This is a genomic window from Rhizobium fabae, assembly GCF_003985135.1.
GTDB classification, from domain to species: Bacteria; Pseudomonadota; Alphaproteobacteria; order Rhizobiales; family Rhizobiaceae; genus Rhizobium; species Rhizobium pisi.
Map to the genome: position 1 here is coordinate 302,419 of NZ_ML133651.1, position 22,756 is coordinate 325,174.

Annotated in this window: 18 protein-coding genes; 7 read left to right on the plus strand and 11 right to left on the minus strand. The window is 61.4% G+C overall.

Features of this window, described 5'->3' with window-relative positions:
• Nucleotides 1-75: 75 nt before the first annotated feature.
• From EFB14_RS16975 to EFB14_RS16995, 5 genes are all read right to left on the minus strand, one after another.
• Nucleotides 76-1,263 carry a Gfo/Idh/MocA family protein gene (locus EFB14_RS16975; protein ID WP_126827304.1) on the minus strand — a complete coding sequence of 396 codons (1,188 nt, stop codon included), beginning with the start codon at nt 1,261-1,263 and terminating at the stop codon, nt 76-78.
• Nucleotides 1,264-1,494: 231 nt separating this feature from the next.
• A complete protein-coding gene (locus tag EFB14_RS16980; RefSeq protein WP_126827306.1) occupies nt 1,495-2,550 on the minus strand; it encodes a sugar phosphate isomerase/epimerase family protein in 1,056 nt (351 codons plus the stop codon).
• A gap of 249 nt (nt 2,551-2,799) precedes the next feature.
• Entirely contained in the window at nt 2,800-3,747 is a 948-nt protein-coding gene (locus EFB14_RS16985; protein ID WP_126827308.1) for a substrate-binding domain-containing protein, read from the minus strand.
• Nucleotides 3,748-3,832: 85 nt separating this feature from the next.
• Nucleotides 3,833-4,837 (minus strand): ABC transporter permease, encoded by a 1,005-nt coding sequence (locus EFB14_RS16990; protein WP_125848521.1) that lies wholly within the window; start codon nt 4,835-4,837, stop codon nt 3,833-3,835.
• 73 nt (nt 4,838-4,910) lie between these two features.
• A complete protein-coding gene (locus EFB14_RS16995) occupies nt 4,911-6,437 on the minus strand; it encodes a sugar ABC transporter ATP-binding protein (RefSeq protein WP_126827310.1) in 1,527 nt (508 codons plus the stop codon).
• Nucleotides 6,438-6,707: 270 nt separating this feature from the next.
• On the opposite strand from EFB14_RS16995, the gene EFB14_RS17000 reads away from it, so the two are divergent.
• Nucleotides 6,708-7,739: a LacI family DNA-binding transcriptional regulator gene (locus EFB14_RS17000; RefSeq protein ID WP_008533377.1), complete on the plus strand. Its 1,032-nt coding sequence runs from the start codon at nt 6,708-6,710 to the stop codon at nt 7,737-7,739.
• A gap of 67 nt (nt 7,740-7,806) precedes the next feature.
• On the opposite strand, the gene xylA is transcribed toward EFB14_RS17000, so the two are convergent.
• The 5 genes from xylA to EFB14_RS17025 form a co-directional block, all read right to left on the minus strand.
• A complete protein-coding gene (gene xylA, locus EFB14_RS17005; protein ID WP_126827312.1) occupies nt 7,807-9,117 on the minus strand; it encodes a xylose isomerase in 1,311 nt (436 codons plus the stop codon).
• Between the two features lie 180 nt (nt 9,118-9,297).
• Complete coding sequence (gene xylB / locus EFB14_RS17010) at nt 9,298-10,752, minus strand: xylulokinase (protein ID WP_126827314.1); 1,455 nt, start codon at nt 10,750-10,752, stop codon at nt 9,298-9,300.
• A 19-nt stretch (nt 10,753-10,771) separates the two neighbouring features.
• A complete protein-coding gene (locus tag EFB14_RS17015; protein ID WP_126827422.1) occupies nt 10,772-11,797 on the minus strand; it encodes a LacI family DNA-binding transcriptional regulator in 1,026 nt (341 codons plus the stop codon).
• Nucleotides 11,798-12,005: 208 nt separating this feature from the next.
• Entirely contained in the window at nt 12,006-13,607 is a 1,602-nt protein-coding gene (locus EFB14_RS17020; RefSeq protein WP_126827317.1) for a DHA2 family efflux MFS transporter permease subunit, read from the minus strand.
• A 24-nt stretch (nt 13,608-13,631) separates the two neighbouring features.
• Nucleotides 13,632-14,846: an HlyD family secretion protein gene (locus EFB14_RS17025; protein ID WP_126827319.1), complete on the minus strand. Its 1,215-nt coding sequence runs from the start codon at nt 14,844-14,846 to the stop codon at nt 13,632-13,634.
• A 153-nt stretch (nt 14,847-14,999) separates the two neighbouring features.
• Between EFB14_RS17025 and EFB14_RS17030 the strand changes: the two genes are divergently transcribed.
• The 5 genes from EFB14_RS17030 (at nt 15,000) to lysS (ending at nt 20,824) form a co-directional block, all read left to right on the plus strand.
• Nucleotides 15,000-15,680, plus strand: coding sequence for a TetR/AcrR family transcriptional regulator (locus tag EFB14_RS17030; RefSeq protein WP_126827321.1), 681 nt, complete (start codon nt 15,000-15,002; stop codon nt 15,678-15,680).
• Between the two features lie 110 nt (nt 15,681-15,790).
• Nucleotides 15,791-16,630: an AraC family transcriptional regulator gene (locus tag EFB14_RS17035; RefSeq protein WP_126827323.1), complete on the plus strand. Its 840-nt coding sequence runs from the start codon at nt 15,791-15,793 to the stop codon at nt 16,628-16,630.
• 219 nt (nt 16,631-16,849) lie between these two features.
• Nucleotides 16,850-17,605, plus strand: a complete 756-nt coding sequence (locus tag EFB14_RS17040) for a TerC family protein (RefSeq protein WP_126827325.1) — start codon at nt 16,850-16,852, stop codon at nt 17,603-17,605.
• A 245-nt stretch (nt 17,606-17,850) separates the two neighbouring features.
• Entirely contained in the window at nt 17,851-19,305 is a 1,455-nt protein-coding gene (gltX, locus tag EFB14_RS17045; protein WP_126827327.1) for a glutamate--tRNA ligase, read from the plus strand.
• A 22-nt stretch (nt 19,306-19,327) separates the two neighbouring features.
• Nucleotides 19,328-20,824 (plus strand): lysine--tRNA ligase, encoded by a 1,497-nt coding sequence (gene lysS / locus EFB14_RS17050; protein WP_126827329.1) that lies wholly within the window; start codon nt 19,328-19,330, stop codon nt 20,822-20,824.
• 62 nt (nt 20,825-20,886) lie between these two features.
• Here lysS and EFB14_RS17055 read toward each other — a convergent pair whose 3' ends face one another.
• Complete coding sequence (locus EFB14_RS17055) at nt 20,887-21,624, minus strand: hypothetical protein (protein WP_126827331.1); 738 nt, start codon at nt 21,622-21,624, stop codon at nt 20,887-20,889.
• Between the two features lie 179 nt (nt 21,625-21,803).
• Between EFB14_RS17055 and EFB14_RS17060 the strand changes: the two genes are divergently transcribed.
• Entirely contained in the window at nt 21,804-22,712 is a 909-nt protein-coding gene (locus tag EFB14_RS17060; protein ID WP_125850057.1) for a LysR family transcriptional regulator, read from the plus strand.
• The last annotated feature ends 44 nt before the right edge of the window (nt 22,713-22,756 follow it).

Below are 22,756 nucleotides of genomic sequence, written 5' to 3' on the forward strand. Positions count from 1 at the left end.
AACAAAACGCCGAGGTGGCCCGGAGCCGCCTCGGCGTTTTTCAATAGGCGCCGCTCACGGCGCGGATCGGTAAGATCAGACCTTGACCCATGCGCCGTTCTTCTTGGAAGACGCGACACAGGCTTCGACAAAGGCGACGCCTTTCACGCCATCATCGACTGTGGGGTAGACCACCGCCTTGTCGACGGTCTTGCCCTTCTTGCGGGCATTGATCGCATGCGCGGCTTCCGTATAGATCGTCGCAAACGCCTCAAGATAACCCTCCGGATGCCCTGACGGTACGCGTGTGACGCGGCCGGCAGCCGCGCCTGCGCCGGCGCCGCCGCGGGTGATCAGCCGCTTCGGCTCGCCGAAAGGCGTGTACCAGAGATAGTTCGGATCCTTCTGGGTCCACTCCAGCCCGCCCTTGGTGCCGTAGATACGCACCATCAGGCCGTTCTCATGGCCGGGCGCCACCTGGCTGCACCAGAGCATGCCCTTGGCCGGCTTCTCCGAGTCCTTCGCCTTGAAGCGAAGCAAGACATGGGCGTTATCATCCAGCCGGCGGCCCGGAACGAAGCTGTCGAGATCGGCGGCCAGGCTGTCGAGTTCAAGGCCCGACATGAAGGACGCAAGGTTATAGGCATGCGTGCCGATATCGCCGGTCGAGCCGCCGACGCCGGACTGCGCCGGATCGGTGCGCCAGGCGGCCTGTTTCTGGCCGGTCTGCTCGACCGCTTCCGTCAGCCAGTCCTGCGGATATTCGGCCTGGACGACTCTTATATCGCCGAGTTCGCCGTTCGCGATCATCTCGCGCGCCTGGCGGACCATCGGATAACCGGTGTAGTTATGCGTCAGCACGAAAAGAGCGCCGCTCTCATCGGCGACCTTCTTGAGTTTCTTGGCATCCGCAAGATTAGATGTCAGCGGCTTGTCGCAGATGACATGGATGCCACGCTTCAGGAATTCCTTGGCAGCATCGTAGTGCACGTGGTTCGGCGTAACGATCGCCACCGCCTCGATGCCGTTCTTCAGCTTCGCCTCGCGGATCGCCATCTCGCGATAGCTGGAATAGGTTCGCGACGGGTCGAGGCCGAGGTCGCGGCCGGATGCGATCGCCTTGTCGGGCGTCGACGACAATGCGCCGGCGACGAGGTCGTACTGGTCGTCGATACGGGCTGCGATACGGTGTACTGCGCCGATGAACGCGCCCGCGCCGCCGCCCACCATGCCGAGCCGGATGCGCGGCTCGCGGGTCTGTTCGGATGATGCTTCGATTGCCATTCTTGTCCTCCTGGAATTCAAACTTGGTGCGGATGCGGCCCCTCATCCGGCTGCCGCCACCGACCGGGGTCGAGCCACGGGTCTCGACCCGTCCTTCGGACCCCCGCCAGCGGGGCGAAGGGATATGCCGCGATGTCTACGCCCAACTCTACGGTTGGTGCGGCAAGTCCCCTCTCCCCGTCAGAACGGGGAGAGGGTTAGGGTGAGGGGCAACAAACCGGTGTGCGCTGATTAGGAAAGCCCCAGCATCCGCCGGTTCGCCGCCTGGTCCGTGCCGCTGCCGGCGAAATCGTCGAAGGCTTTTTCGGTGACGCGGATGATATGGGCAGCCACGAATTCGGCTCCTTCGCGGGCGCCGTCTTCTGGATGCTTCAGCGCGCATTCCCATTCGACCACGGCCCAGCCGTCGAAATTATTGGCCGTCATCTTCGAGAACACCGCGCCGAAATCGACCTGGCCGTCGCCAAGCGAGCGGAAGCGGCCGGCGCGTTCCACCCAGCCCTGATAGCCGCCGTAGACGCCCTGGCGCCCGGTCGGATTGAACTCCGCATCCTTGACGTGGAACATCTTGATGCGGTCCTTGTAGATGTCGATGTTCTCGAGATAATCGAGGCACTGCAGGATGTAGTGCGAGGGATCGTAGAGCATGTTGGCGCGCGGATGATTCTTCACGCGCTCCAGGAACATCTCGAAGGTGATGCCGTCATGCAGGTCTTCACCCGGGTGGATCTCGTAGCAGACGTCGATGCCGTTTTCGTCGGCATGGTTGAGGATCGGCGTCCAGCGGCGGGCAAGTTCGTCGAAGGCGGTCTCCACGAGGCCGGCCGGACGCTGTGGCCAGGGATAGATGAAAGGCCAGGCAAGCGCGCCGGAAAAGGTCGCATGCGCCTTAAGGCCAAGGTTTTTCGATGCGGTCAGCGCCATCTTGACCTGCTCGACCGCCCATTCCTGGCGAGCTTTCGGATTGCCGCGCACCTCGGGTGCCGCAAACCCGTCGAAAGCTTCGTCATAGGCCGGGTGAACGGCGACCAGCTGGCCTTGCAGATGGGTCGAGAGTTCGGTGATCTCGATGCCGTTTTCGCGGGCCTTGCCGGCGAATTCGTCGCAATAGTCCTTGGACGTGGCAGCCTTCTTCAGATCGATCAGCTGGCTCGCCCAGGTCGGCACCTGGACGCCCTTGTAACCGATATCGGCCGCCCATTTGGTAATCGCGTCCCATGAATTGAAAGGAGCGGTATCGCCCGCGAACTGGCCAAGGAAAAGGCCGGGGCCTTTGATCGTCTTCATGTCAGATTCCTCCCTGAATATCGACCGTAAACGTTTCTGAAAACTTGTAGCACGCAATTTGGCGGGCGCAAGGCGCTTCCCGCCCTTGATTCACGGATTTGGCGCGAGGCCGGATACGATGTGGCTGCGAGCTAATCATGATGGGCATTGGCGGGCAAGAAGTACGTCAAGCATTTTCAACCACATGTCGCATGCGGGCATAAAAAATGCGCCCATCCTTGCGAATGGGCGCATCGTCCGGTCAGCGGATCAGAACGGAGAATCCGGGAAGTAGAAATCCTTGGCGTTCTCCTTGGTGACGAGCGTCGCGTCAAGAATGTAGCTGCCGTGGACCGGAACCTGGTCGTAGAGCGCAGCAGCCGTCAGTTCCATCGCCGTGCCGACCATTGCCGGCGGATAGAGAACGTCGACCGGAATCAGCTTGTCGCCGTCCATGACCTTCTTGACCATGTCCTTGGAGCCGGCGCCGGCGACGACATACTTGATGTCGGTGCGCTTGGCCTGCTCGATCGCCTGGAGAACGCCGACGGCCATGTCGTCGTCCTGGCACCATACGACGTCGATCTTCTTGTACTTCGTCAGGTAGTCCTGCATGACCTTGAAGGCATCGTCGCGGTTCCAGTTGCCGTACTGGCGGTCGAGAACCTTGACGTTCGATCCGGCAATGCCCTTGTCGAAACCATCCTGGCGCTGCTGGTCGATCGGGATCGGCAGACCGCGAATGACGACGACTTCGGCATCAGGCGTGTTTTCCTTGATGTACTTGCCGGCGACTTCGCCGAGAGCCGGGTTGTTGCCGGCGACATAGAGGTCGCGCACAGAGTTGTCGTTGTTGCTCGGCGCACGGTCGACGAGGGCGACGAACTTGCCCTTGCCCTTGACTTCCTTGATGGCGTTGACGAGCGGATCCGGATCCGACGGCAGGATGACGAGGGCGTCGATGCCCTGCGTATCGAGATCCTGCACGGCGTTTGCCTGGCTGGCAGCGTCCGGCGAGGTCTTGACGATGACGTTGAGGCCGGGATGTTCGGCCATCAGCAGCTTGGCGACACGTTCGGCATGGAACACGACGCCCGAGGTCCAACCATGGTCGGCGGCCGGAATGGACACGCCGATCGTGAATTTCTTGTCCTGGGCGTAGGCGGCGCCGGCGAACGTCACCGCCGCAACCGCGAGACCCAACATCAATTTCCGCATGCTATTTCCTCCCAATGACTTCAGGGACTTTTCCATACCGGGACCGGACGCCCTGTAAACCCGGTCAAAATGCAAGCCGATCAGATCATGATTTGCGCACCAGCGAGCGCTGGACGAACATCGCGATGATGATGATCGCACCCTGGATGGCGCCGATCAGATATTCGCTGATGAAATTCGAAAGCAGCATGATGTTGCCGACGAGTTCGAGAATGAAAGCGCCGCAGATCGTGCCCCAGACCCTGCCGGCGCCGCCCTTGAGCGCCGTGCCGCCGACGACGACGGCGGTGATCGCCTGCAGCTCCCACAGGATGCCGGTCGTTGCCGACGTCGAGCCGAGACGCGGAACGTAGAGCAGCACGGCGATCGCCACGCAAAGCCCCTGGATCACGAAGGCGATCGTCCGCACGCGGTTGACCGCGATCCCCGAATAGCGGGCGACATCGCTGTTTGATCCGACAGCGACGACATGGCGCCCGTATCGGGTGCGATAGAGGATGAAGGCCGCAACCGCCGTCACCGCCAGGATCACCACGATCGGCACCGGTACGCCGGCGATATTGCCGAAATAGGCGGGACGATAGAGCGTCTGGATATCGGGGGAGCGAAGCGTGATCGCGCCGCCTTGCGACAGCCATGTCGTCAGGCCGCGATAGATGCCCATCGTGCCGAGCGTCGCGATGAAGGGCTCGATCTTGCCCACCGTGGTGATCAGGCCGTTCGCCAGACCGCAGAGCGCGCCGGCGACGACCGTGAAGACGGCCGCGACCGTCAGCATCAGGGCTGGGTCTGCGATGGCCCCCGAATTCATCAGCAGAATCATCAGGCTGGCAACGAAGGCCACCATGGACCCCACCGATAAGTCGAGGTCTCCCGCCGATATCACGAAGGTCGCGCCGACCGCGATGATGGCGATGAAGGCGCTGCGCGTCGCGACATTGGCGAGGTTGGTGATGCCGATGAAGTTGGGATTGACCAAGGCTCCGACGATCAGCAGCAGGGCCAGGGCGACGAAGGGCGCAACCGCGCGCAAGTCGACATCCCGCCAGGACCGACGCCGGATTTGCCTGGTCTCCTCGTTGACGCTCATTTCCAAAACCAACCTCCCGTCCCGTCTCTGGGCATCTTATGTATCGTCCACACCTGCGGACCTGCTTGCGCTCTCAGGCGGCCGCCTTCTTCTTGAGCCCGGCGGCGTAGCGCATGATCTCCTGTTCGGAGATCTCCTCTCCCTCGAGCATGCCGACGATACGCCCCTCGCGCATCACCGCCACCCGCGTGCAGAGGCCGATGACCTCGGGCATCTCGGATGACACGACGATAATCGACCGGCCGTCCCGGGCGAGCGCCGAGATGAAATGATAGATCTGCTGCTTGGTGCCGACATCGATGCCGCGTGTCGGCTCGTCGATGATGATGATGTCGGGCTCGGTCTCCATGACCTTGGCCAAGAGCAGCTTCTGCTGGTTCCCGCCCGACATGCGGCCGGCGACGATATTGCTGTCGCGAACCCTGATATCGAAACGACGCTTGGCCTTCGCAAGCGCCGCCGCTTCGCTGCCCGGGCTGAGATAGCCGTGACGAGAATGTCTTCCGAGCGATTGCAGCGTCAGATTGGTCATCATGCCGGACCGCAGCAGCAGCCCCTTCGACTTGCGGTCCTTGGTCATATAGGCGAGACCGCAACGATTGGCAGCGTGCACATCGCCTGAAGGAACCGTTTCGCCCTTGATTACCACTTCGCCTTCGAGACGGGTCCGCAACCCGGCGATTGCCTCCATCAGCTCGGTCCGGCCGGAACCGATGAGCCCGGAGAAGCCGATGATCTCGCCCTTGCGGACCTCGAAGCTCGCATCCCTGACATAGCCGGTCGATACTGAGGAAACGCTGAGGACGACCTCCTCGTCGATATCGGGCTCGACCTTGGCGGGATAGAGGCTGGAAAGTTCGCGGCCGACCATCAGCTGCGCGATCGATTCCCCGTCCAGAATTGAGGTCGGCGAGGTCTTGATCCACTGGCCGTCGCGCAGGACCGTAACTCGGTCAGTCAGCTCCATCACCTCGTCGAGCTTGTGGGAGACGAAGACGAAGCTCGTGCCCTGGTCGCGCAGCTTGCGAACCTGCTTGAAGAGCATGCTGATCTCTTCCCGCGACAGCACCGCGGTCGGCTCATCCATGAAGACCACGCGCGCATCGCGGCTGATCGCCTTGGCGATCTCGACCATCTGCTTGTCGGCGATGGAAAGCGTGCTGATCAGCGCATTCTCATCGACATGCGAACCGAGCACATCGAGAGCCTTGCGTGTCTCGGAACGCATGTATTTACGGTCGAGCACACCGAAACGCGTGACCTCGCGCCCCAGGAAAAGGCTCTCCGTCACGGTCAGATGTTCGGCCAGGTTGAATTCCTGGTGGATGATGACGATGCCGAGCGCTTCCGCAGCACCATTGGGCGGCAGCACGACCTGCTTGCCATCGAGCAGGATCTCGCCGGAACTCGGCTGTTCGAAGCCCGACAGCACCTTGACGAGCGTGGATTTGCCGGCGCCATTTTCGCCCATGAGCGCATGGATTTCGCCGGCGCGGAGATCGAAATTCACGCTGAAGAGGACCTGCACGCCGCTGAAGGATTTGCATATGCGCCTAGCGGACAGCACCACGGGTGCGGCGTCGGCGATCTCCACGGTCATTATGCTCTCCCCCTAGAGCGATTCACGTCCGGCAGGCGCACCGACAACGCTCCATCACCTTGAACTAGCGCACATTTCGCTTCTGGAAACCGCTTGGGTTTTCAGGGCTGCGCGCTCGCGGCTCCCATCCGCTTTGGACTTTATGTAAACCTTTACATCAGCCATGTAAAGGTTTACATCGTTGACTTACACAGATCAGTTGAAGCTTGCCTTTGACCTCTCGGCCAGTCTGTGTAGTGTCGCGGCGAAGACAGCCCCAAGGCAGAACCAGTGTCGAATTCTACGCCCGCAACAATCGAAGACGTCGCCCGGATCGCCGAGGTCTCCATCGCGACGGTTTCCCGGGCAATCCATATGCCCGAGAAGGTCGCCAACTCCACGCGCCTCAAGGTCAACCAGGCGATCGCCATCACCGGCTATACGACCAATGCCATGGCGCGCAGCCTGAGGCTCGGCCGCTCCAACATGATCCTCGTGGTGGCGCCCGATATCGGCGACCCCAATTTCTCCAACATTCTTGTCGGGCTTGAGAACGAAGCGCGCGCCCACGGCTACGGCATCCTGATCGGCCACACCCAGAACGATGCCCAGCGGGGCCTCGAATATCTAAAGTTCTTCAATTCCAATCAGGCCGCCGGCCTGATCCTCTTCACCGGCATCCTGCCCTTCGGCCATCAGACCATGACCGCCCGGCTGCCGCCGAGTGTCGGCGTTTTCGAGCCGGTCTTCAATGGCGGCATTCCCTATGTGGGCGTGGACGACACCGAGGGCGCCCGAAAGGCCGTGGACCTGCTGCTGGCCGAGGGACATCGCAAGATCGCCTTCATCGGCGATTCCCGTACCCGGCTCGCCTATACCAGGCGCCGCATGGGCTACGATGCCGGTCTCGATGCCGCCGGCGTCCCCCCCGACACCAGGATCGTGCTCGAAGGCGACGGCACGATTGAAAGCGGACGACATGCGGTCGAGCAACTTTTCATGCGCGACACGCTTCCGACGGCCTTCATGTGCGTCAACGACCAGACCGCAATCGGCGTCATGGTCGGGCTCGGAGCACGAGGCTACGATATTCCGCGGGATTTCTCGGTGACCGGCTTCGACGACGTGCCGCAGGCCGTCTTCATATCGCCGTCGCTGACCACGATCAGACAGCCCAGAACGGCGATCGGCAAGCAGGCGATGGCGCTGTTATTGGAACTTCTGTCCGACGGCCGGCCGGCCGAGACGGAAATTCTGCTGAGACCGGATCTGGTAGTCCGCAACTCCGTCTCGGCGCCGTCACGCAATTGGTTGAAGCGCTGAATCGACAGAGGCGCTCCCTTGCCCGGGAAGAATAGCGCCGGCGACCAATGGCCGCCGGCGCATGTCATCAGACGTAACGATTGACGACGTTCTCGAGCAATTCCTGCTTGCCGGATCTCGGCTGCGGATTGACGTCCTTGGTCTCAACCCAGTTCGTGATCTCATCCAGCGAATACTCGCCGCGGAAGAGCTTCTGCGCCTCGGCGGATTCCCAGCCTGCATAACGATCGGCGAGCGGCTGCGACAGAGCCTTGTCCTCGATCATCTTGGCAGCAGCCTTGAGACCACGGGCGCAGCAATCCATGCCGCCGATATGGCCGATCAGCAGATCCGCCGGGTCGAGCGACTGGCGGCGAAGCTTCGAGTCGAAGTTGGTGCCGCCGGTCTTGAAGCCGCCGCCTGCCAGGACGTGGTAATAGGCAAGCGCCATTTCCGGAACATTGTTCGGGAACTGGTCGGTGTCCCAGCCGGACTGATAGTCGTTGCGGTTCATGTCGATCGAGCCGAAAATGCCGAGCGCATTGGCGAGCGCCAGTTCGTGCTCGAAGGAATGGCCGGCGAGGATCGCGTGGCCCTGCTCGATGTTGACCTTCACCTCGTTTTCGAGGCCATGCTTCTTGAGGAAGCCGTAGACGGTCGCAACGTCGTAATCATACTGGTGCTTGGTCGGCTCCTGCGGCTTCGGCTCGATCAGGATCGTGCCCTTGTAGCCGATCTTGTGCTTGTATTCGACGACGAGGTTGAGGAAGCGGCCGAGCTGGTCGAGCTCACGCTTGAGATCGGTGTTGAGCAGCGTCTCGTAGCCTTCGCGACCGCCCCAGAGCACGTAGTTCTCACCGCCGAGCTTCTGCGTGGCATCGATGCAGGTCTTCACCGTCGCAGCTGCGAAAGCGAAGACATCGGGATCCGGATTGGTCGCGGCACCCGACATATAGCGGCGGTTGGAGAAGAGGTTCGCCGTGCCCCAGAGCAGCTTGGTGCCGGTGGCAGCCTGCTTTTCGACGAAATAGTCGACGATCTCGTTGAGGTTCTTGGTGTTTTCGGCGAAATTCTTGCCTTCCGGGCGCACGTCGGCGTCATGGAAGCAGTAATAGGGCGCGCCGAGCAGCGAGAAGAATTCGAAAGCGACATCGGCCTTGAGCTTGGCGGCCTTCATCGTGTCTTCGAACCAGGGACGCAGGAAGGTCTGGCCGCCGAAGGGATCGCCGCCCGGCCAGGTGAAGGTGTGCCAATAGGCCACGGCAAAACGCAGATGGTCTTCCATGCGCTTGCCGAGGACGATCTCGTCCGGCTGGTAATAGCGGAAGGCCAGCGGATTGGTGCTGTCGGGGCCTTCGTATTTTATCTTCTGGATATCGCCGAAAAATCCGGTGCTCATGTCAGGTCTCCTTGGGTTTCTATGTGATGTACGGCCGGCCAAAGCCCCTCATCCGCCTGCCGGCACCTTCTCCCCGAGGGGAGAAGGGACTTGCTGCAACGTTCCAGCTCTTTCGAAGCCGCCGCTGCCGGCTCCCCCTCTCCCCTCGGGGAGAGGGTAGGGTGAGGGGGCCGCCCGATCTCAGTGCGCCAGCGATTTGATCGCCGGATAGAGCGCACGGTAGCGCTTGTAGGCATCCTCATAGGCGCTGCTCAGCGCCGAAACCGGCTCGATGGTGCCTGCCGTCACCGGCGGCGTGCAGACGGCAATGGGGTTCGCCCCCGTTGCCGCGATCAGGCCGAGGCGGGCCGCACCGAAGGCTGCGCCGAAATCGCCGTCGGCGGGCAGATCAACCGGAACGCCGAGCGCGGTCGCGATCGAGGCCAGCCAGTAACGCGAGCGCGAACCGCCGCCGATCGCCGTGACGCGGGAGATGCCGGTGCCGGCCGAACGCAGCGCTTCGAGATTGTCGCGGATGGCGAAGGCCACGCCTTCGAGCACGGCCTGAGTCAACACGACGCGGCTGCTCTCGTGTTCGAGACCGATGAAGGCGCCGCGGATGACGGCATCATTATGCGGCGTGCGCTCCCCCGAGAGATAAGGCAGGAAGGTGACGCCCGAGGGCGCCTTCAGCGTCTCGCCAAGCTCGCCGGTAAGATCGGCGGCCGATTTGCCGGTGACGCCGGAGTGCCAGTTGAGCGCATCGGTGGCCGACAGGATGACGCCCATCTGATGCCAGGTGTTCGGCAGCGCGTGGCAGAAGGCATGCACAGCGCTTTCCGGTTTCGGCAGGTAGGAGCCGTTAGCGGCAAAAAGCACGCCTGAAGTGCCGAGCGAGACGAAGGCGGCGCCATCGCTGACCGTGCCCATGCCGCAGGCCGAGGCCGCATTGTCGCCCGCGCCGCCGGCAACGACGACATCACCCGAAATTCCCCACTGCGCCGCCAATTCGGACCGCAGTTTGCCGGCCTGTTCGGTGCCTTCGACAAGCGCCGGCATCTGCTCTTCTGAAAGGCTGGTGGCGGCAAGCAATTCGGAGGACCATGCGCGTTTGCCAGTGTCGAGCCAGGAGGTGCCAGCCGAATCTGACATTTCGGAAATATATTCACCGGTCAGCCAGAGACGCAGATAGTCCTTCGGCAGCAACACCTTGGCGATCTTTGCAAAGACATCCGGCTCATGCTTCTTGACCCAGGCGAGCTTGGGCGCCGTGAAGCCGGGGAAGACGATGTTGCCGGTGAGCGCACGAAAGCGCGGATCGGCATCGAGCGCAGCGGCCTCGACATAGCTGCGCGTATCGTTCCAGAGGATGCAGGGGCGCAGGACCTTGTCGGCAGCATCGATGAGCGTCGCGCCGTGCATCTGCCCGGAGAGGCCGATGCCCTTGACCGCGGCGAACTCCTTCGGATGTTTTGCCCTGAGGCCGGCAACGGCCTCTTCCGTGGCGCGCACCCAGTGGGCCGGCTCCTGCTCCGACCAGCCGGAATGCGGGCGCGAGACGTCGAGCGAACCATTGGCAGAGCCGACGATCTTCTGATCGCCGTCGATCAGCATCGCCTTGACGCCGGAGGTTCCGAGATCGAGACCGAGATACATCTGGTATTCTCCTTTGCCGTTACGGCAGATTGTCTTTCAGGAATATGTCGAGGCGGATGCGTTCCTGCGCTTCGATGACGGCAAGCCCGTCCGCCTTGGCTTTCAGCACGCGGACCGCACTGCGCACCTCATGTCCGGCGTCCTGGTTGAGGATCGCATCGATCGTGTGGTCGAGCAGCGCCGCGCGCGTATGGGCAGTCAGTTCGTGGGCAACAACGGTCAGTGTCCGGTCGACGGCCTTCTCTTTCAACGCCCGGATAAGTCCGCGGTTGCCGGCGCCGAGGCTGTAGATGCCGATGATGCCGGCATTTCTCGACAGCGCATCGGCAACGAGCATATGCGCGATCTCGGGATCGTCGCGGCCTTCAAGAACCGGCAGGATCGCAAGATCGGGAAATTCCTCCGCCATCACAGAGGTAAACCCCTCCAGCCGCTCGCGATGGTCGCGCACCAGCATGGAGCCGGCAAGCACTGCGATCTCACCTTTTCGCGGCCCGAGAAACCGGCCGAGCAGGCGCGCGGCGGTGCGTCCGGCAGCAATGTTGTCGACGCCGGCATAGTGATGGCGAAGCGACCCGGTGAGGTCGGAAACCAGGGTGACGATGGGAAAGCCTGCGCGCACCAGCCTGTCGACGACGGCGCGCACTTCGGGCGCATCGGTCGCAACCATCGCAATGCCGCAAGGCTTTTCCCGGGAAAGTTCTTCGAGCACGGAGACGAGGGCAGCGGGATCGAAGGCCGGCACCTCGATGGTGCGGATGTCGGTGCGCTCCGCCGGCGACCGGAGGATCGCCTGCCGGATCTCGGCATTGAGCCCGTACATGAAGGAATTGTCGCTGGCAGGCAAGATGAAGACCAGCGAATAGGTGCGCCCCTTGGCGAGATTGGCGGCGGCGACGTCCCTGATATAACCGAGCTCACGGATTGCGGCCTCGACCTTTTCCCGCGTGACGTGGCGCACGCCGGGGCGCTGGTTGAGAACCCGGTCGACAGTCGCGAGACTGACACCCGCTGCAGCGGCGATATCGTGAACAGTTGGCCTCATCATTCCTCCTGACGAGACCATTAGCGCCAATTCTGATGTACGTAAATCAAAAAATCGAAGGAGACGGTTTCCACGTCATTTTTTCGGCCTTGCCAGCCGGTTAAGCTGAGTTGACAAGCAATCATACGCTGATGACACAACTGCCGGAAAGCGGCAAACAAAAAGGCCCTCCGGAGAGGGCCTTTTCAAGGGGCGACGGGGCCGGAGGTCAGTGGCCGCCGCCACCTCCTCCCCCGCCTTGGGGCGCGGGTTTCTTGATCATGGCGACGCCGAGGATCATCGCAACGAAAAGGCCGGTCAGTATCAGGAACACATCGCTGAAGGAGAGGATGACCGCCTGCCTGGTGGCAAGACCGACCATCTGCTTGATTGCGACCGAGGCGCCGTCCATGCCAAAGGTGTTGAAATTGGCGGTCATGTTGTTCATCTGGTCGATCGCCGCCGGATTGCCCCAGTCCATATTCTCCCGCAGCCGCTCATAGTGCACGTCCTGCCGGTTGGTGAGCACGGTGTTGATCACGGCAAGGCCGACGGCGCCGCCGAGATTCCTCGTCAGGTTGAACAGACCGGACGCGCCGCGGATGCGCGAAGGTGGCATCGTGCCGAGCGCGATGTTGTTGATCGGCACCATGCACATCATCAGGCCGAAACCGCGCAGGATCTGCGGGATGAAGAGCTCGTAGAAATCCCAATCCGCCGTCAGGTGCACCATGATGAACGTGCCGGCGGCGAAACTGACAAAGCCGATTACCATCATCAGGCGCAGGTCCATCTTGGTCGACAGCCGCCCGGCAATCGGCGCGGTGAAGAACATCGCGAGCCCGGAGACGAACATCGTTTCTCCGATCATCAGCGAATCATAGCCGCGGATACGCCCGAGATAGACTGGATAGATATAAGTGAGGCCGTAAAGGCCGATACCCATGACGAATGAAAACACTGAACCGAAGGAGAAATTCCGGTTCGAGAATGCCCTGAGGTCGACGACGGGGAAATCCACCGTGAAGGCCCGATAGAAGAAGACGATGCCTGCAACACCGGAGGCCACGGCCGCAATAGTAATGGACTGGTCGTTGAACCAGTCGTTCGAATTGCCCTCTTCGAGCACATATTCCATCGCGCCGAGGAAGACGCCCATCGAGATCAGCCCCCACCAGTCGAACTTCTTGAAGAGCGACAGTTCAGGCTTGTCGAAATCGATAAAGTTCCAGGTGACGAGCGTGACGATGATGCCGGGAACGATATTGACGAGGAACAGCCAGTGCCAGGAGAAGGCGTGGCTGAGATAGCCGCCGACGGTCGGGCCGATGGTCGGCGCCAGCGTCGCGATCAGGCCGATGATCGGCGAGACGATGCTGCGCTTCGACGGCGGAAAGATGGTGAAGGCAGCCGCAAAGACCGAGGGGATCATGCCGCCACCGATGAAACCCTGGATGGCGCGGTAGACGATCATCTGGTCGATATTCGTCGCCGTCGCCGCGAGCGCGCTCGCCATGGTGAAGCCGGCGGCCGAGATCGCGAAGAGATAACGCGTCGAGATAATGCGGGCCAACGTGCCCGAAAGCGGGATCATGATCACTTCGGCGATCAGATAGGCCGTCTGCACCCAGCCGATCTCGTCGGAGCCTGCCGACAGGCCAGCCTGAATTTCGGCAAGCGAGGCCGAGACGATCTGGATGTCGAGGATCGACATGAACATGCCGAGCACCATCGCGAAGAAAGCGATGAGCTTCTTCGGATCCATACGATCCCCGGCATGGGCAGGCGCTGCCGGAATCGTTCCTGCTGTTGCTGTCGCGCTCCCGGCCATCGGACCACCTCCGCCTTTTGAAGGCTACTTGTTCGGCGCCGTACGCGTATCAACGTCGACGACGACGCTGAGACCGGCGCGCAGGCGCCCACTGTCGAGGGCATCCTGCGGCAAAGCGATGCGCACCGGTACGCGCTGGATCACCTTGGTGAAGTTGCCCGTGGCATTTTCAGGCGGCAGCAGCGAAAAGACCGAACCGGACGCCGGCGAGATCGATTCGACGGTGCCGACAACAGGGTGGTCGCTATAGGCATCGACGTGAACGTTGACCTTCGAGCCCGGAACGAGATGCTGGATCTGCGTTTCCTTGAAATTGGCGTCGATATAGAGCTCATGCACCGGAACGAGCGCCATCAGGCGCTGACCGGGCGAGACGAGATCGCCCTCCTGAACCGAGCGGTTGCCGACAATGCCGTCATAAGGCGCCTTGAGCACGGTGAAGGAGAGATCGCGGGCAGCCTTGTCCCGGGAGATCTCCAGCGAACGGACCGAACCTTCGGCCTCCTTGCGCTGAGCTTCAAGGATGGCAATATTGGCCTGCGCAGCCACGATATTGGCATCGCCGCCGGCGAGATTGGCCTTGGCCTGATCGAGTGCAGTATTGGCATCATCGAGATCTGCGGTGGTGCCGACCGACTTTGCCTGCAGGTCGCTCTGGCGCTTCTGCTTGATTTCCGCGCCGCGAACCGTGGCTTCGAGGGCAGTCTTCTGGGCCTGCGCCTGCACGAGGCTGGCCCTGGCACCTTCGATCTGCGCGTCGATACGGCTTAGCGAAAGCTGCTCGGTCACGATCTGGGCATTCGCCTGATCGAGGGCATTCTGGTAGTCGCCGTTATCAAGGGTAGCGAGAACATCTCCTGCCTTGACTTCCTGGTTGGCAACAACATTCACCTTCGCGACATAGCCGGTAACCTTCGGCGAGATGGTCGCGATATCGCCTTCGATGTAGGCGTCGTCGGTCGACACCATGAACCGGCCGTTCGTCCACCATTCGTATCCATACCAGCCCCCGCCCGCGAGCAAGGCGAGCACGACGATCGGCAGCACCGGGCTGCGGCGCTTCTTCGCAGCTGCAGGAGCAGCAACCGGAGCCTGGGCCGGTGCCGGCTGCGCGGGAGCAGGCGGCTTTTCCAGGGCTTCCGCTGTCGGAGCCTCCGCAACAGCCGCGACCTCTACCTCTTCGGCTTCGGCGTTTTCACTGACGATCCGCGCGACGTTGCTCTTCTGGTTGCTCGACATGGCCACTTTACCGATCTTGGAGTAAAATAATCGAACTGAACGGTTCGGTTCAGTTGACTTAAACCTGTTTTATCGTCATATCAAGATGTATAGAACCAATCGGTTCGATTTCTTTTAAAGAAAATGCCAAAACATGAAGACGGTTAAGGAGATATGACGCTGAAACCCGACCATGCCGCAGCATTCAGCCCTCCTGCTGCAGGGGGGAGATTTGCTGCGGGCGAAGATCCGGCAAAGCGCCAGCAGATCCTCGCCGGCGCCAAGCGCGTCTTCATGAAGATGGGCTTCGACGCCGCCAGCATGAACGACGTGACGCGTGAGGCCGGAGTCTCCAAGGGAACGCTCTACGTCTACTTCACCAACAAGGAAGAGCTGTTTTCGGCGATGATCGAGGCCGAGCGCGCCACCTTCCTGGCGACCATGCGCACGGCGCTTGCCGAACACGATGATCCCGAAACCGGCCTGTACGAATTCGGTATCAGCTTCGTCACCCATATGACCGACGAAAAGGTCATCAGTGCGATGCGCACCGTTCTTGGAGTTCGCGATCGCATGCCGGTCCTCTGTCAGCGCTTCTTCAAGGGACCTGAAAACCTGCGCACCGTCCTGCGCGACTTCCTGGAACGGCGCATCGCCGAGGGCGCGCTCGAGATCGACGACATCGATCTGGCCGCAGGCCAGTTTCTCGATCTCGCCAGCGGCAGCTTCTTCAAGCTCCGCCTGTTCGGAAGCATGGAAGAGCCACCACCGCGCGATGAAATCGAGCGCGTCATCCGCGGCGCGATCCGGGTCTTCATGGCCGCCTACGGCGCGCGCCGGCACGAGACTACCTGACCTATATCTATCCTTGACTGCCGCCCTCCGTCGGCCAGAATCCCGCAATAGCGATCAAACCCGGCTGCTGGTTTTTCTCTAGAAAGGAAGCCGCAACCAAGGGAGTTGAGATGAGCGCCGTCGCACGGGCGATCTGGTTCATAGAGAGCCACTTCGAACATGATCTATCGCTGGAAGAGATATCCGAAGCCGCCGGATTGTCGCGTTACCATCTGTCGCGCGTCTTCGGGCTCGTCACCGGCCACTCGATCAGCAGCTATATCAGAGGGCGGCGCCTCAGCCGCGCCGTGCCCGCGCTCGTCGGCGGTTCATCCAGCATTCTCGAGGTTGCGCTTAGCGCGGGCTACGGCTCGCACGAGGCCTTCACACGTGCCTTCCGCGATCAGTTCGGCATGACGCCGGATGCGGTGCGGAGACAAGGGCACGCCCGCAACCTTGTTTTACTGGAGCCGATCAGAATGGACCCCGCCCGCCTCAACGACCTCGAACCACCGCGCTTCGAGACCCTTCAACCGATGCTCTTTGCCGGCCTGCAGGAGATCTACCCCTATGGCGGCAATGCCGCCATCCCTTCCCTCTGGCAGAAGTTCAATGCTTATTTCGGCCATATCTCAGGCCAGAAAGGCAATGTCGCCTACGGCATCTGTACGCATATCGACGGCGAAGCGGAGAAATTCCGCTATATGGCCGCGGCCGAAATCTCCGATGCCGGCGACCTGCCGCCGGATTTTGCGACGCTCAAGCTTCCGGGACAGCGCTACGTCGTCTTCAGTCATCGCGGCCATGTTTCCGGCATTCCGCTGACCATGCATCGAATTTTCGACACGTGGTGGCCGACATCCGGCCTCGAGCATGGTGACATGCCTGACATGTTCGAACGCTACGACGAGCGCTTCGATCCTTATACCGGCATGGGCGTCACGGAAATCTGGTTGCCGATCAGACCATGATGCCGAAAAGTGCGAGCGGCTTTCGGACGACATCATGCTCTAACTCTTTAATTTAGAACAGGATTCAAATTTTAGGCCGACCCGGCCTTAAATCATCCTGTTCTAGGGAATAAAAGTTACATCGGTTTCGTATACCCCCTTGCGGCGCTTGTCGGGCAGACAGGCGACATTACATTGCACGCGTCGTTTCATCATGTGACGCAAAGAGGGTATATGCCGATGCAGGAAATCACGACGCTCATTCAGGATCCGGCCGCCTGGGTGGCGCTCATCACGCTGGTGGTGATGGAAGTCGTTCTCGGTATCGACAACCTGATTTTCATTTCGATTCTGACGAACAAGCTGCCGCCCGAGCACCGCGAGAAGGCCCGCAAGATCGGTATCGGCCTCGCCCTCGTCATGCGCCTGGCTCTCCTCGGCACCGTCGCCTGGATCGTGCAACTGACCGAACCGTTGTTCGAGGCCTTCGGTCACGGCTTCTCCTGGAAGGACCTGATCCTGATCGCCGGCGGCCTGTTCCTCGTCTGGAAGGCCACCAAGGAAATTCACCACAGCGTCGACCCCGTGGACCATCAGGAAGATTTCATCGCCACCTCGGCAACGACAGGCTTTGCATCGGCCATCGGCCAGATCCTGCTGCTCGACCTGGTCTTCTCCGTCGACAGCATCATCACCGCCGTCGGCATGACGCCGCATCTGCCGATCATGGTAGTCGCCGTCATCGCTGCCGTCACGGTCATGCTTGTTGCCGCAACCCCGCTTGCCAACTTCATCGAGAGGAACCCGACGATCGTCATGCTGGCGCTCGCCTTCCTGCTGATGATCGGCACGACACTGATCGCCGAAGGCATGGGCTTCCACGTGCCGAAGGGCTACGTCTATGCCGCCATGGCTTTCTCCGCGCTTGTGGAGGTGCTGAACATGTTCGCGCGCAACGCCCGCAAGCGCAAGCGCAAACGCGAAGGCGCGCATTGAGACTGACGAGGGAGGGCCTGGCATAACCGGCGCGCCCTCCCGCAGCGCCATGAAGCCCCTGCGGACGCGGTTTTTCTTGACGCGCCCGGTTGAATATGGCCTAAGGCCAGCCGAACGGACGATCGGCGGATGGTGCGGGCGAATGCCCTTTTTCGGTCGGTTTGCCGATGAAGATATCTGCATCCTTCCGGCCGAACGTCGCCTTCCAGCGAGAACCGTCCGGCATTCATTGACGGGCACATAAAATGACAGTTTCCGGCGTCCGCGTCCGCATCGCTCCCTCGCCGACCGGCGAGCCGCATGTCGGCACTGCTTACATCGCTCTCTTCAACTATCTTTTCGCCAAGAAGCACGGCGGCGAGTTCATCCTGCGCATCGAAGATACCGATGCGACGCGCTCGACCCCGGAATTCGAGACGAAGGTGTTGGATGCACTGAAATGGTGCGGGCTGGACTGGAAGGAAGGCCCCGATATCGGCGGCCCCTACGGCCCCTATCGCCAGTCCGACCGCAAGGACATGTACCAGCCCTACGCACAGGAACTGCTGGACAAGGGCCATGCCTTCCGCTGTTTCTGCACGCCGGAACGGCTGGAGCAGATGCGCGAGGCGCAGCGCGCCGCCGGCAAGCCGCCGAAATATGATGGCCTCTGCCTGACGCTCAAGGCCGAGGAAGTCACCTCGCGCATGGCGGCCGGCGAAACGACGGTCATCCGCATGAAGATCCCGACCGAGGGCTCGTGCGACTTCACGGACGGCGTCTACGGCGACGTTTCCATCCCGTGGGATTCCGTCGACATGCAGGTCCTCATCAAGGCCGACGGCATGCCGACCTATCATATGGCCAACGTCATCGACGACCATCTGATGAAGATCACCCATGTCGCGCGTGGTGAGGAATGGCTGGCTTCGGTGCCGAAGCACATCCTGCTTTATCGCTATTTCGGCTGGGACCAGCCGGTGTTCATGCATCTGTCGCTGATGCGCAATGCCGACAAATCCAAGCTGTCTAAGCGCAAGAACCCGACCTCGATCTCCTATTACTCCGCGCTCGGCTACATCCCCGAAGCGCTGATGAACTTCCTTGGCCTGTTCTTCATCCAGATCGCCGAAGGCGAAGAGCTGTTGACGATGGACGAACTCTCCGAGAAGTTCGATCCCGACAACCTTTCCAAGGCCGGCGCGATCTTCGACATCCAGAAGCTCGACTGGCTGAACGGCCGCTGGATTCGCGAAAAGTTGTCCGAAGAGGAATTCCAGGCACGCGTGCTGACCTGGGCGATGGAAAACGATCGTCTGAAGGCTGGCCTGCGCCTGTCGCAGACGCGCATCTCCAAACTCGGCGAACTGCCCGATCTTGCCGGCTTCCTGCTGAAATCCGATCTCGGCCTGCAGCCTTCCGATTTCGCCAAGATCAAATCGCCGCCGGAAGAGATCCTGGAGATCCTCAACACTGTCCAGCCGGATCTCGAAAAGATCCTGGAATGGAATGTCGAGACGATCGAGGCCGAGTTGCGCGCAATCGCCGACCGCATGGGCAAGAAGCTGAAGGTCGTGGTCTCGCCGCTCTTCGTGGCCGTTTCCGGCTCGTCGCGCTCGCTGCCGCTCTTCGATTCCATGGCGATTCTCGGCCGCTCCGTCGTGCGCCAGCGCCTGAAGCTCGCCGCGCAGGCCGTCGCCGCCCTCGTCGGCTCGAAGTAAGAACAGTCAGAGGAATTCGACAATGGCTGACAACAAGACCGAAAACACCCTTTCCTCCGACGCAACTGAGGTGCGCGCCCAGAAGCTGAAGCTGCTGCGCGAGCAGATCGGCGACGTCTATCCGGCGCATTTCCACCGGACGCTAACCAATGCCGAATTGGCGGCTAAATACGAAGGCCTGGAACCCGACACCGAGACGCAAGATGTCGTCACTGTTGCGGGCCGTGTCTATTCCTCGCGCAACTCCGGCATGTTCATGGACATCCACGATGCGGGCGGCAAAATCCAGATCTTCAGTCACAAGGACACGACTCCGGAAGAAGCCCGCGCCCTGCTGCCGATGATCGATATCGGCGACATCATCGGTGTCACGGGCGTCGTGCGCCGCACCAAGCGCGGCGAACTGACGATCAACGCGCAGAAGATCGAAATGCTGACCAAGTCGCTGCTGCCGATGCCCGAGAAATGGCACGGCCTCTCCGACATCGAGCTGCGTTACCGCAAGCGCCATCTCGACATCATGACCAACGAGGATTCGAAGCTGCGCTTCCAGCAGCGTTCGAAGATCCTTTCGGGCATCCGCCGCTTCATGGAAGATGACGGCTTCATGGAAGTCGAGACGCCGATGCTGCATTCGGTCTATGGCGGCGCCACCGCCGAGCCGTTCAAGACGCATCACAATACGCTGAAGCTCGACATGTACCTGCGCATCGCGCCGGAATTGTTCCTGAAGCGCACCCTGGTTTCGGGACTGACCGACAAGGTGTTCGAGATCAACCGCAACTTCCGCAACGAAGGCGTCTCCACCCGGCACAATCCCGAATTCACCATGATGGAGTGCTACTGGGCCTATGCCGACTACGAGGACATCATGGATCTCGTCGAGCGGCTGTTCGAGAGCCTGGCGCTCTCAATCCACGGCACGACCGAATTCCCGTTCGGTGACAAGACCATGTCGTTCAAGGGACCGTTCAAGCGCGTGCCGATGCCCGATGCCGTCAAGGAAGTGACGGGCATCGACTTCCTGGCGATCAAAACCGACGAGGAAGCCCGTGCCGCCGCCAAGGCTGCCGGCTTCGCGGTCGAGAAGGATTGGACCTGGGGCGAATGCCTCGCCTTCATCTTCGAGGAAAAGGTCGAAGCCACGCTGATCCAGCCGTCCCACGTCACGCATTTCCCGAAGGACATTTCCCCCTTCGCCAAGGAAGTGCCGGGCGAGCCGCGCCTCGTCGAACGTTTCGAGACCTATTGCAACGCCTGGGAACTCGGCAACGCCTTCTCGGAGCTGAACGACCCAGAAGAGCAGCGCCGCCGCATGGTCGAGCAGCTCGAGCAGGCGCATGCCCGCGGCGAGAAGGAAAAGCAGCTCGACGAGGAATTCCTTGATGCGATCGACCAGGGCATGCCGCCGGCCGGCGGCCTTGGCATCGGCGTCGATCGTCTGATCATGCTTCTGACCAACGCACCGTCGATCCGCGACGTCATTCTCTTCCCGGCTCGCCGCAACAAGGCCGACTGACGGGAAGAGACATCGAAAAACGAAGCGGAGTGCCGGCGGCCCTCCGCTTTTTTTATGCCGTTTCAGTGGGTCTTCGGAGGCGGCTCTTCGGCCGGCGCCTCGGCGACCATATCGGCGCCGGCGCTTTCTGCGGCAGGCGCGACTTTGCTCTCGATCGCCGGCGCGGCGCCATGTCCGCCGCCTGCGGGTTTCTTTTCCTTGCCCTTCTCTTCGTTCTTGGTCGAAGCGACGGCAACAGGATCGACGCAATCCTCCGGGTCTTTGAAGCCGGCGCTGATCATCGCGATCTCGTCCGCCGGCAGGTCGATTCGCTCGCCGAAGAACAACCCGCTTTCATTGGCCTTGCCGTCGTAATAGCGCGCCGTATAGGGCTTGTCGTCGAGGCCGGGAACGGCCTTGTCGGGATGCGGGATATAGACGACGTCGGCGCCGATCGCCCGGCCGCGAATATCTGCGCGCAGCGTCGGGCCATTCTCGTCGAGCACCACAACCTGCACCAGATCCGGCTTCTGCGCGGCATAGACGGCCTGAGCGACGCGAAGCGCTGTCTTGACGCGCGTCATCCCGTCGGTCGGCTCGGTCTTGATGTATTTCCGGACCCAGATGTGATCCTGCTTCTTGATCGTCACCAGATTGACGTCGCTGCATTCGAGGCCGTAGACGCCATCCGAGGAACCGATCAGCCGGCCCTTGCCGACATAGACCGCCGCGCCGCCGGAAACGCCCGCCAGAAGAGCGACTCCGCCGATGATGATTGTCAATTTCCGGGAGGGCCGGAATATGCGCAGTAAGGCCTTCACGCCAACTGCTCCGCCATCTGAAACTCCAACGCAGGACTGGTGTTGAGAACGCTAGAGAAATGACGTTTCGGAAAGTTTAAGTGGGCGCGCCAAGCCAGCCCCATTTTAGGAAAATACCAAAAAAGGTCCGCTTTTTTCGGCCGCTTGCCACGGCGCATTCCGCCATGCTCTAAACGTCCATGGCCTTCACCCTTCGCCAGATCCAGTATTTTGTCGCCGTCGCCGAACAAGGTTCGGTGACACGGGCAGCACAGAACCTTTCGATCTCGCAATCCTCGGTGACGGAAGCGCTGAAGGAGCTCGAAACCGACCTTGGCGTCGAACTCTTCGAGCGCCATCCGCGCGGCCTGACGATCACGCACAATGGACACCAGTTCCTGCGCCACGCGACGAAGATTCTCGCCTCCGTTTCCGATGCACGCACCAGCTTTTCCGGCCAGCAAAGCGCGCTTTCCGGCACATTGAACATCGGCGTCACATCGCTTGTCGCCGGCTACGTGCTTTCCGACCTCCTGGCGCGATACCGGCGCGCCTGCCCGGGCATCGATGTCAGCGCGATCGAAGACAATGGCGGCTATCTCGAGCATCTCCTGGTCGGCGGCGAACTCGATGTCGCCGTTATGGTGATATCGAACCTGCGCGACCGCATGGCGCTGCAGGCGGAAATCCTCGAAACCTCGCCCTATCGGCTATGGCTGCCGATGGGCCATCCGCTGGTGTCAGCCGATATCATCTCGGTTGCCGATATCGCCCGCGAACCGCTGATCATGCTGACGGTCGACGAAATCGAGGAGAACACCGGCAAGCTGCTTTCGGCACTTGGCGCCCGCCCGCATGTCGCCTTCCGCACCCGCTCGGTGGAAGCGGTGCGCAGCCTGGTTGCGACGGGAGCCGGCGTGGCGCTGCTTCCCGATCTCGTCTACCGGCCGTGGTCGCTGGAAGGCGACCGCATCGAGAGCCGCGACGTCTCCGGTTCGCTGCCGGTCGTCCAGGTGGGTATGGTCTGGCGCAAAGGCTCCAGCCTGCCGCAGGCGGCGCGCGATTTCGTCGGCATTGCTGAAAGCATGCGCTCCGGCCGCATCCGGTGATATCGGAATTTCCGATATCACCCTTCTGATAAATGAATTTGCGA

Bases quoted from the DNA above. Each gene is read 5' to 3' on its own strand.
- EFB14_RS16975 (WP_126827304.1), bottom strand. From the start codon at position 1,263: ATGGCAATCGAAGCATCATCCGAACAGACCCGCGAGCCGCGCATCCGG.
- EFB14_RS16980 (WP_126827306.1), bottom strand. From the start codon at position 2,550: ATGAAGACGATCAAAGGCCCCGGCCTTTTCCTTGGCCAGTTCGCGGGC.
- EFB14_RS16985 (WP_126827308.1), bottom strand. From the start codon at position 3,747: ATGCGGAAATTGATGTTGGGTCTCGCGGTTGCGGCGGTGACGTTCGCC.
- EFB14_RS16990 (WP_125848521.1), bottom strand. From the start codon at position 4,837: ATGAGCGTCAACGAGGAGACCAGGCAAATCCGGCGTCGGTCCTGGCGG.
- EFB14_RS16995 (WP_126827310.1), bottom strand. From the start codon at position 6,437: ATGACCGTGGAGATCGCCGACGCCGCACCCGTGGTGCTGTCCGCTAGG.
- xylA (WP_126827312.1), bottom strand. From the start codon at position 9,117: ATGAGCACCGGATTTTTCGGCGATATCCAGAAGATAAAATACGAAGGC.
- xylB (WP_126827314.1), bottom strand. From the start codon at position 10,752: ATGTATCTCGGTCTCGATCTCGGAACCTCCGGCGTCAAGGCGATGCTG.
- EFB14_RS17015 (WP_126827422.1), bottom strand. From the start codon at position 11,797: ATGAGGCCAACTGTTCACGATATCGCCGCTGCAGCGGGTGTCAGTCTC.
- EFB14_RS17020 (WP_126827317.1), bottom strand. From the start codon at position 13,607: ATGGCCGGGAGCGCGACAGCAACAGCAGGAACGATTCCGGCAGCGCCT.
- EFB14_RS17025 (WP_126827319.1), bottom strand. From the start codon at position 14,846: ATGTCGAGCAACCAGAAGAGCAACGTCGCGCGGATCGTCAGTGAAAAC.
- EFB14_RS17030 (WP_126827321.1), top strand. From the start codon at position 15,000: ATGACGCTGAAACCCGACCATGCCGCAGCATTCAGCCCTCCTGCTGCA.
- EFB14_RS17035 (WP_126827323.1), top strand. From the start codon at position 15,791: ATGAGCGCCGTCGCACGGGCGATCTGGTTCATAGAGAGCCACTTCGAA.
- EFB14_RS17040 (WP_126827325.1), top strand. From the start codon at position 16,850: ATGCAGGAAATCACGACGCTCATTCAGGATCCGGCCGCCTGGGTGGCG.
- gltX (WP_126827327.1), top strand. From the start codon at position 17,851: ATGACAGTTTCCGGCGTCCGCGTCCGCATCGCTCCCTCGCCGACCGGC.
- lysS (WP_126827329.1), top strand. From the start codon at position 19,328: ATGGCTGACAACAAGACCGAAAACACCCTTTCCTCCGACGCAACTGAG.
- EFB14_RS17060 (WP_125850057.1), top strand. From the start codon at position 21,804: ATGGCCTTCACCCTTCGCCAGATCCAGTATTTTGTCGCCGTCGCCGAA.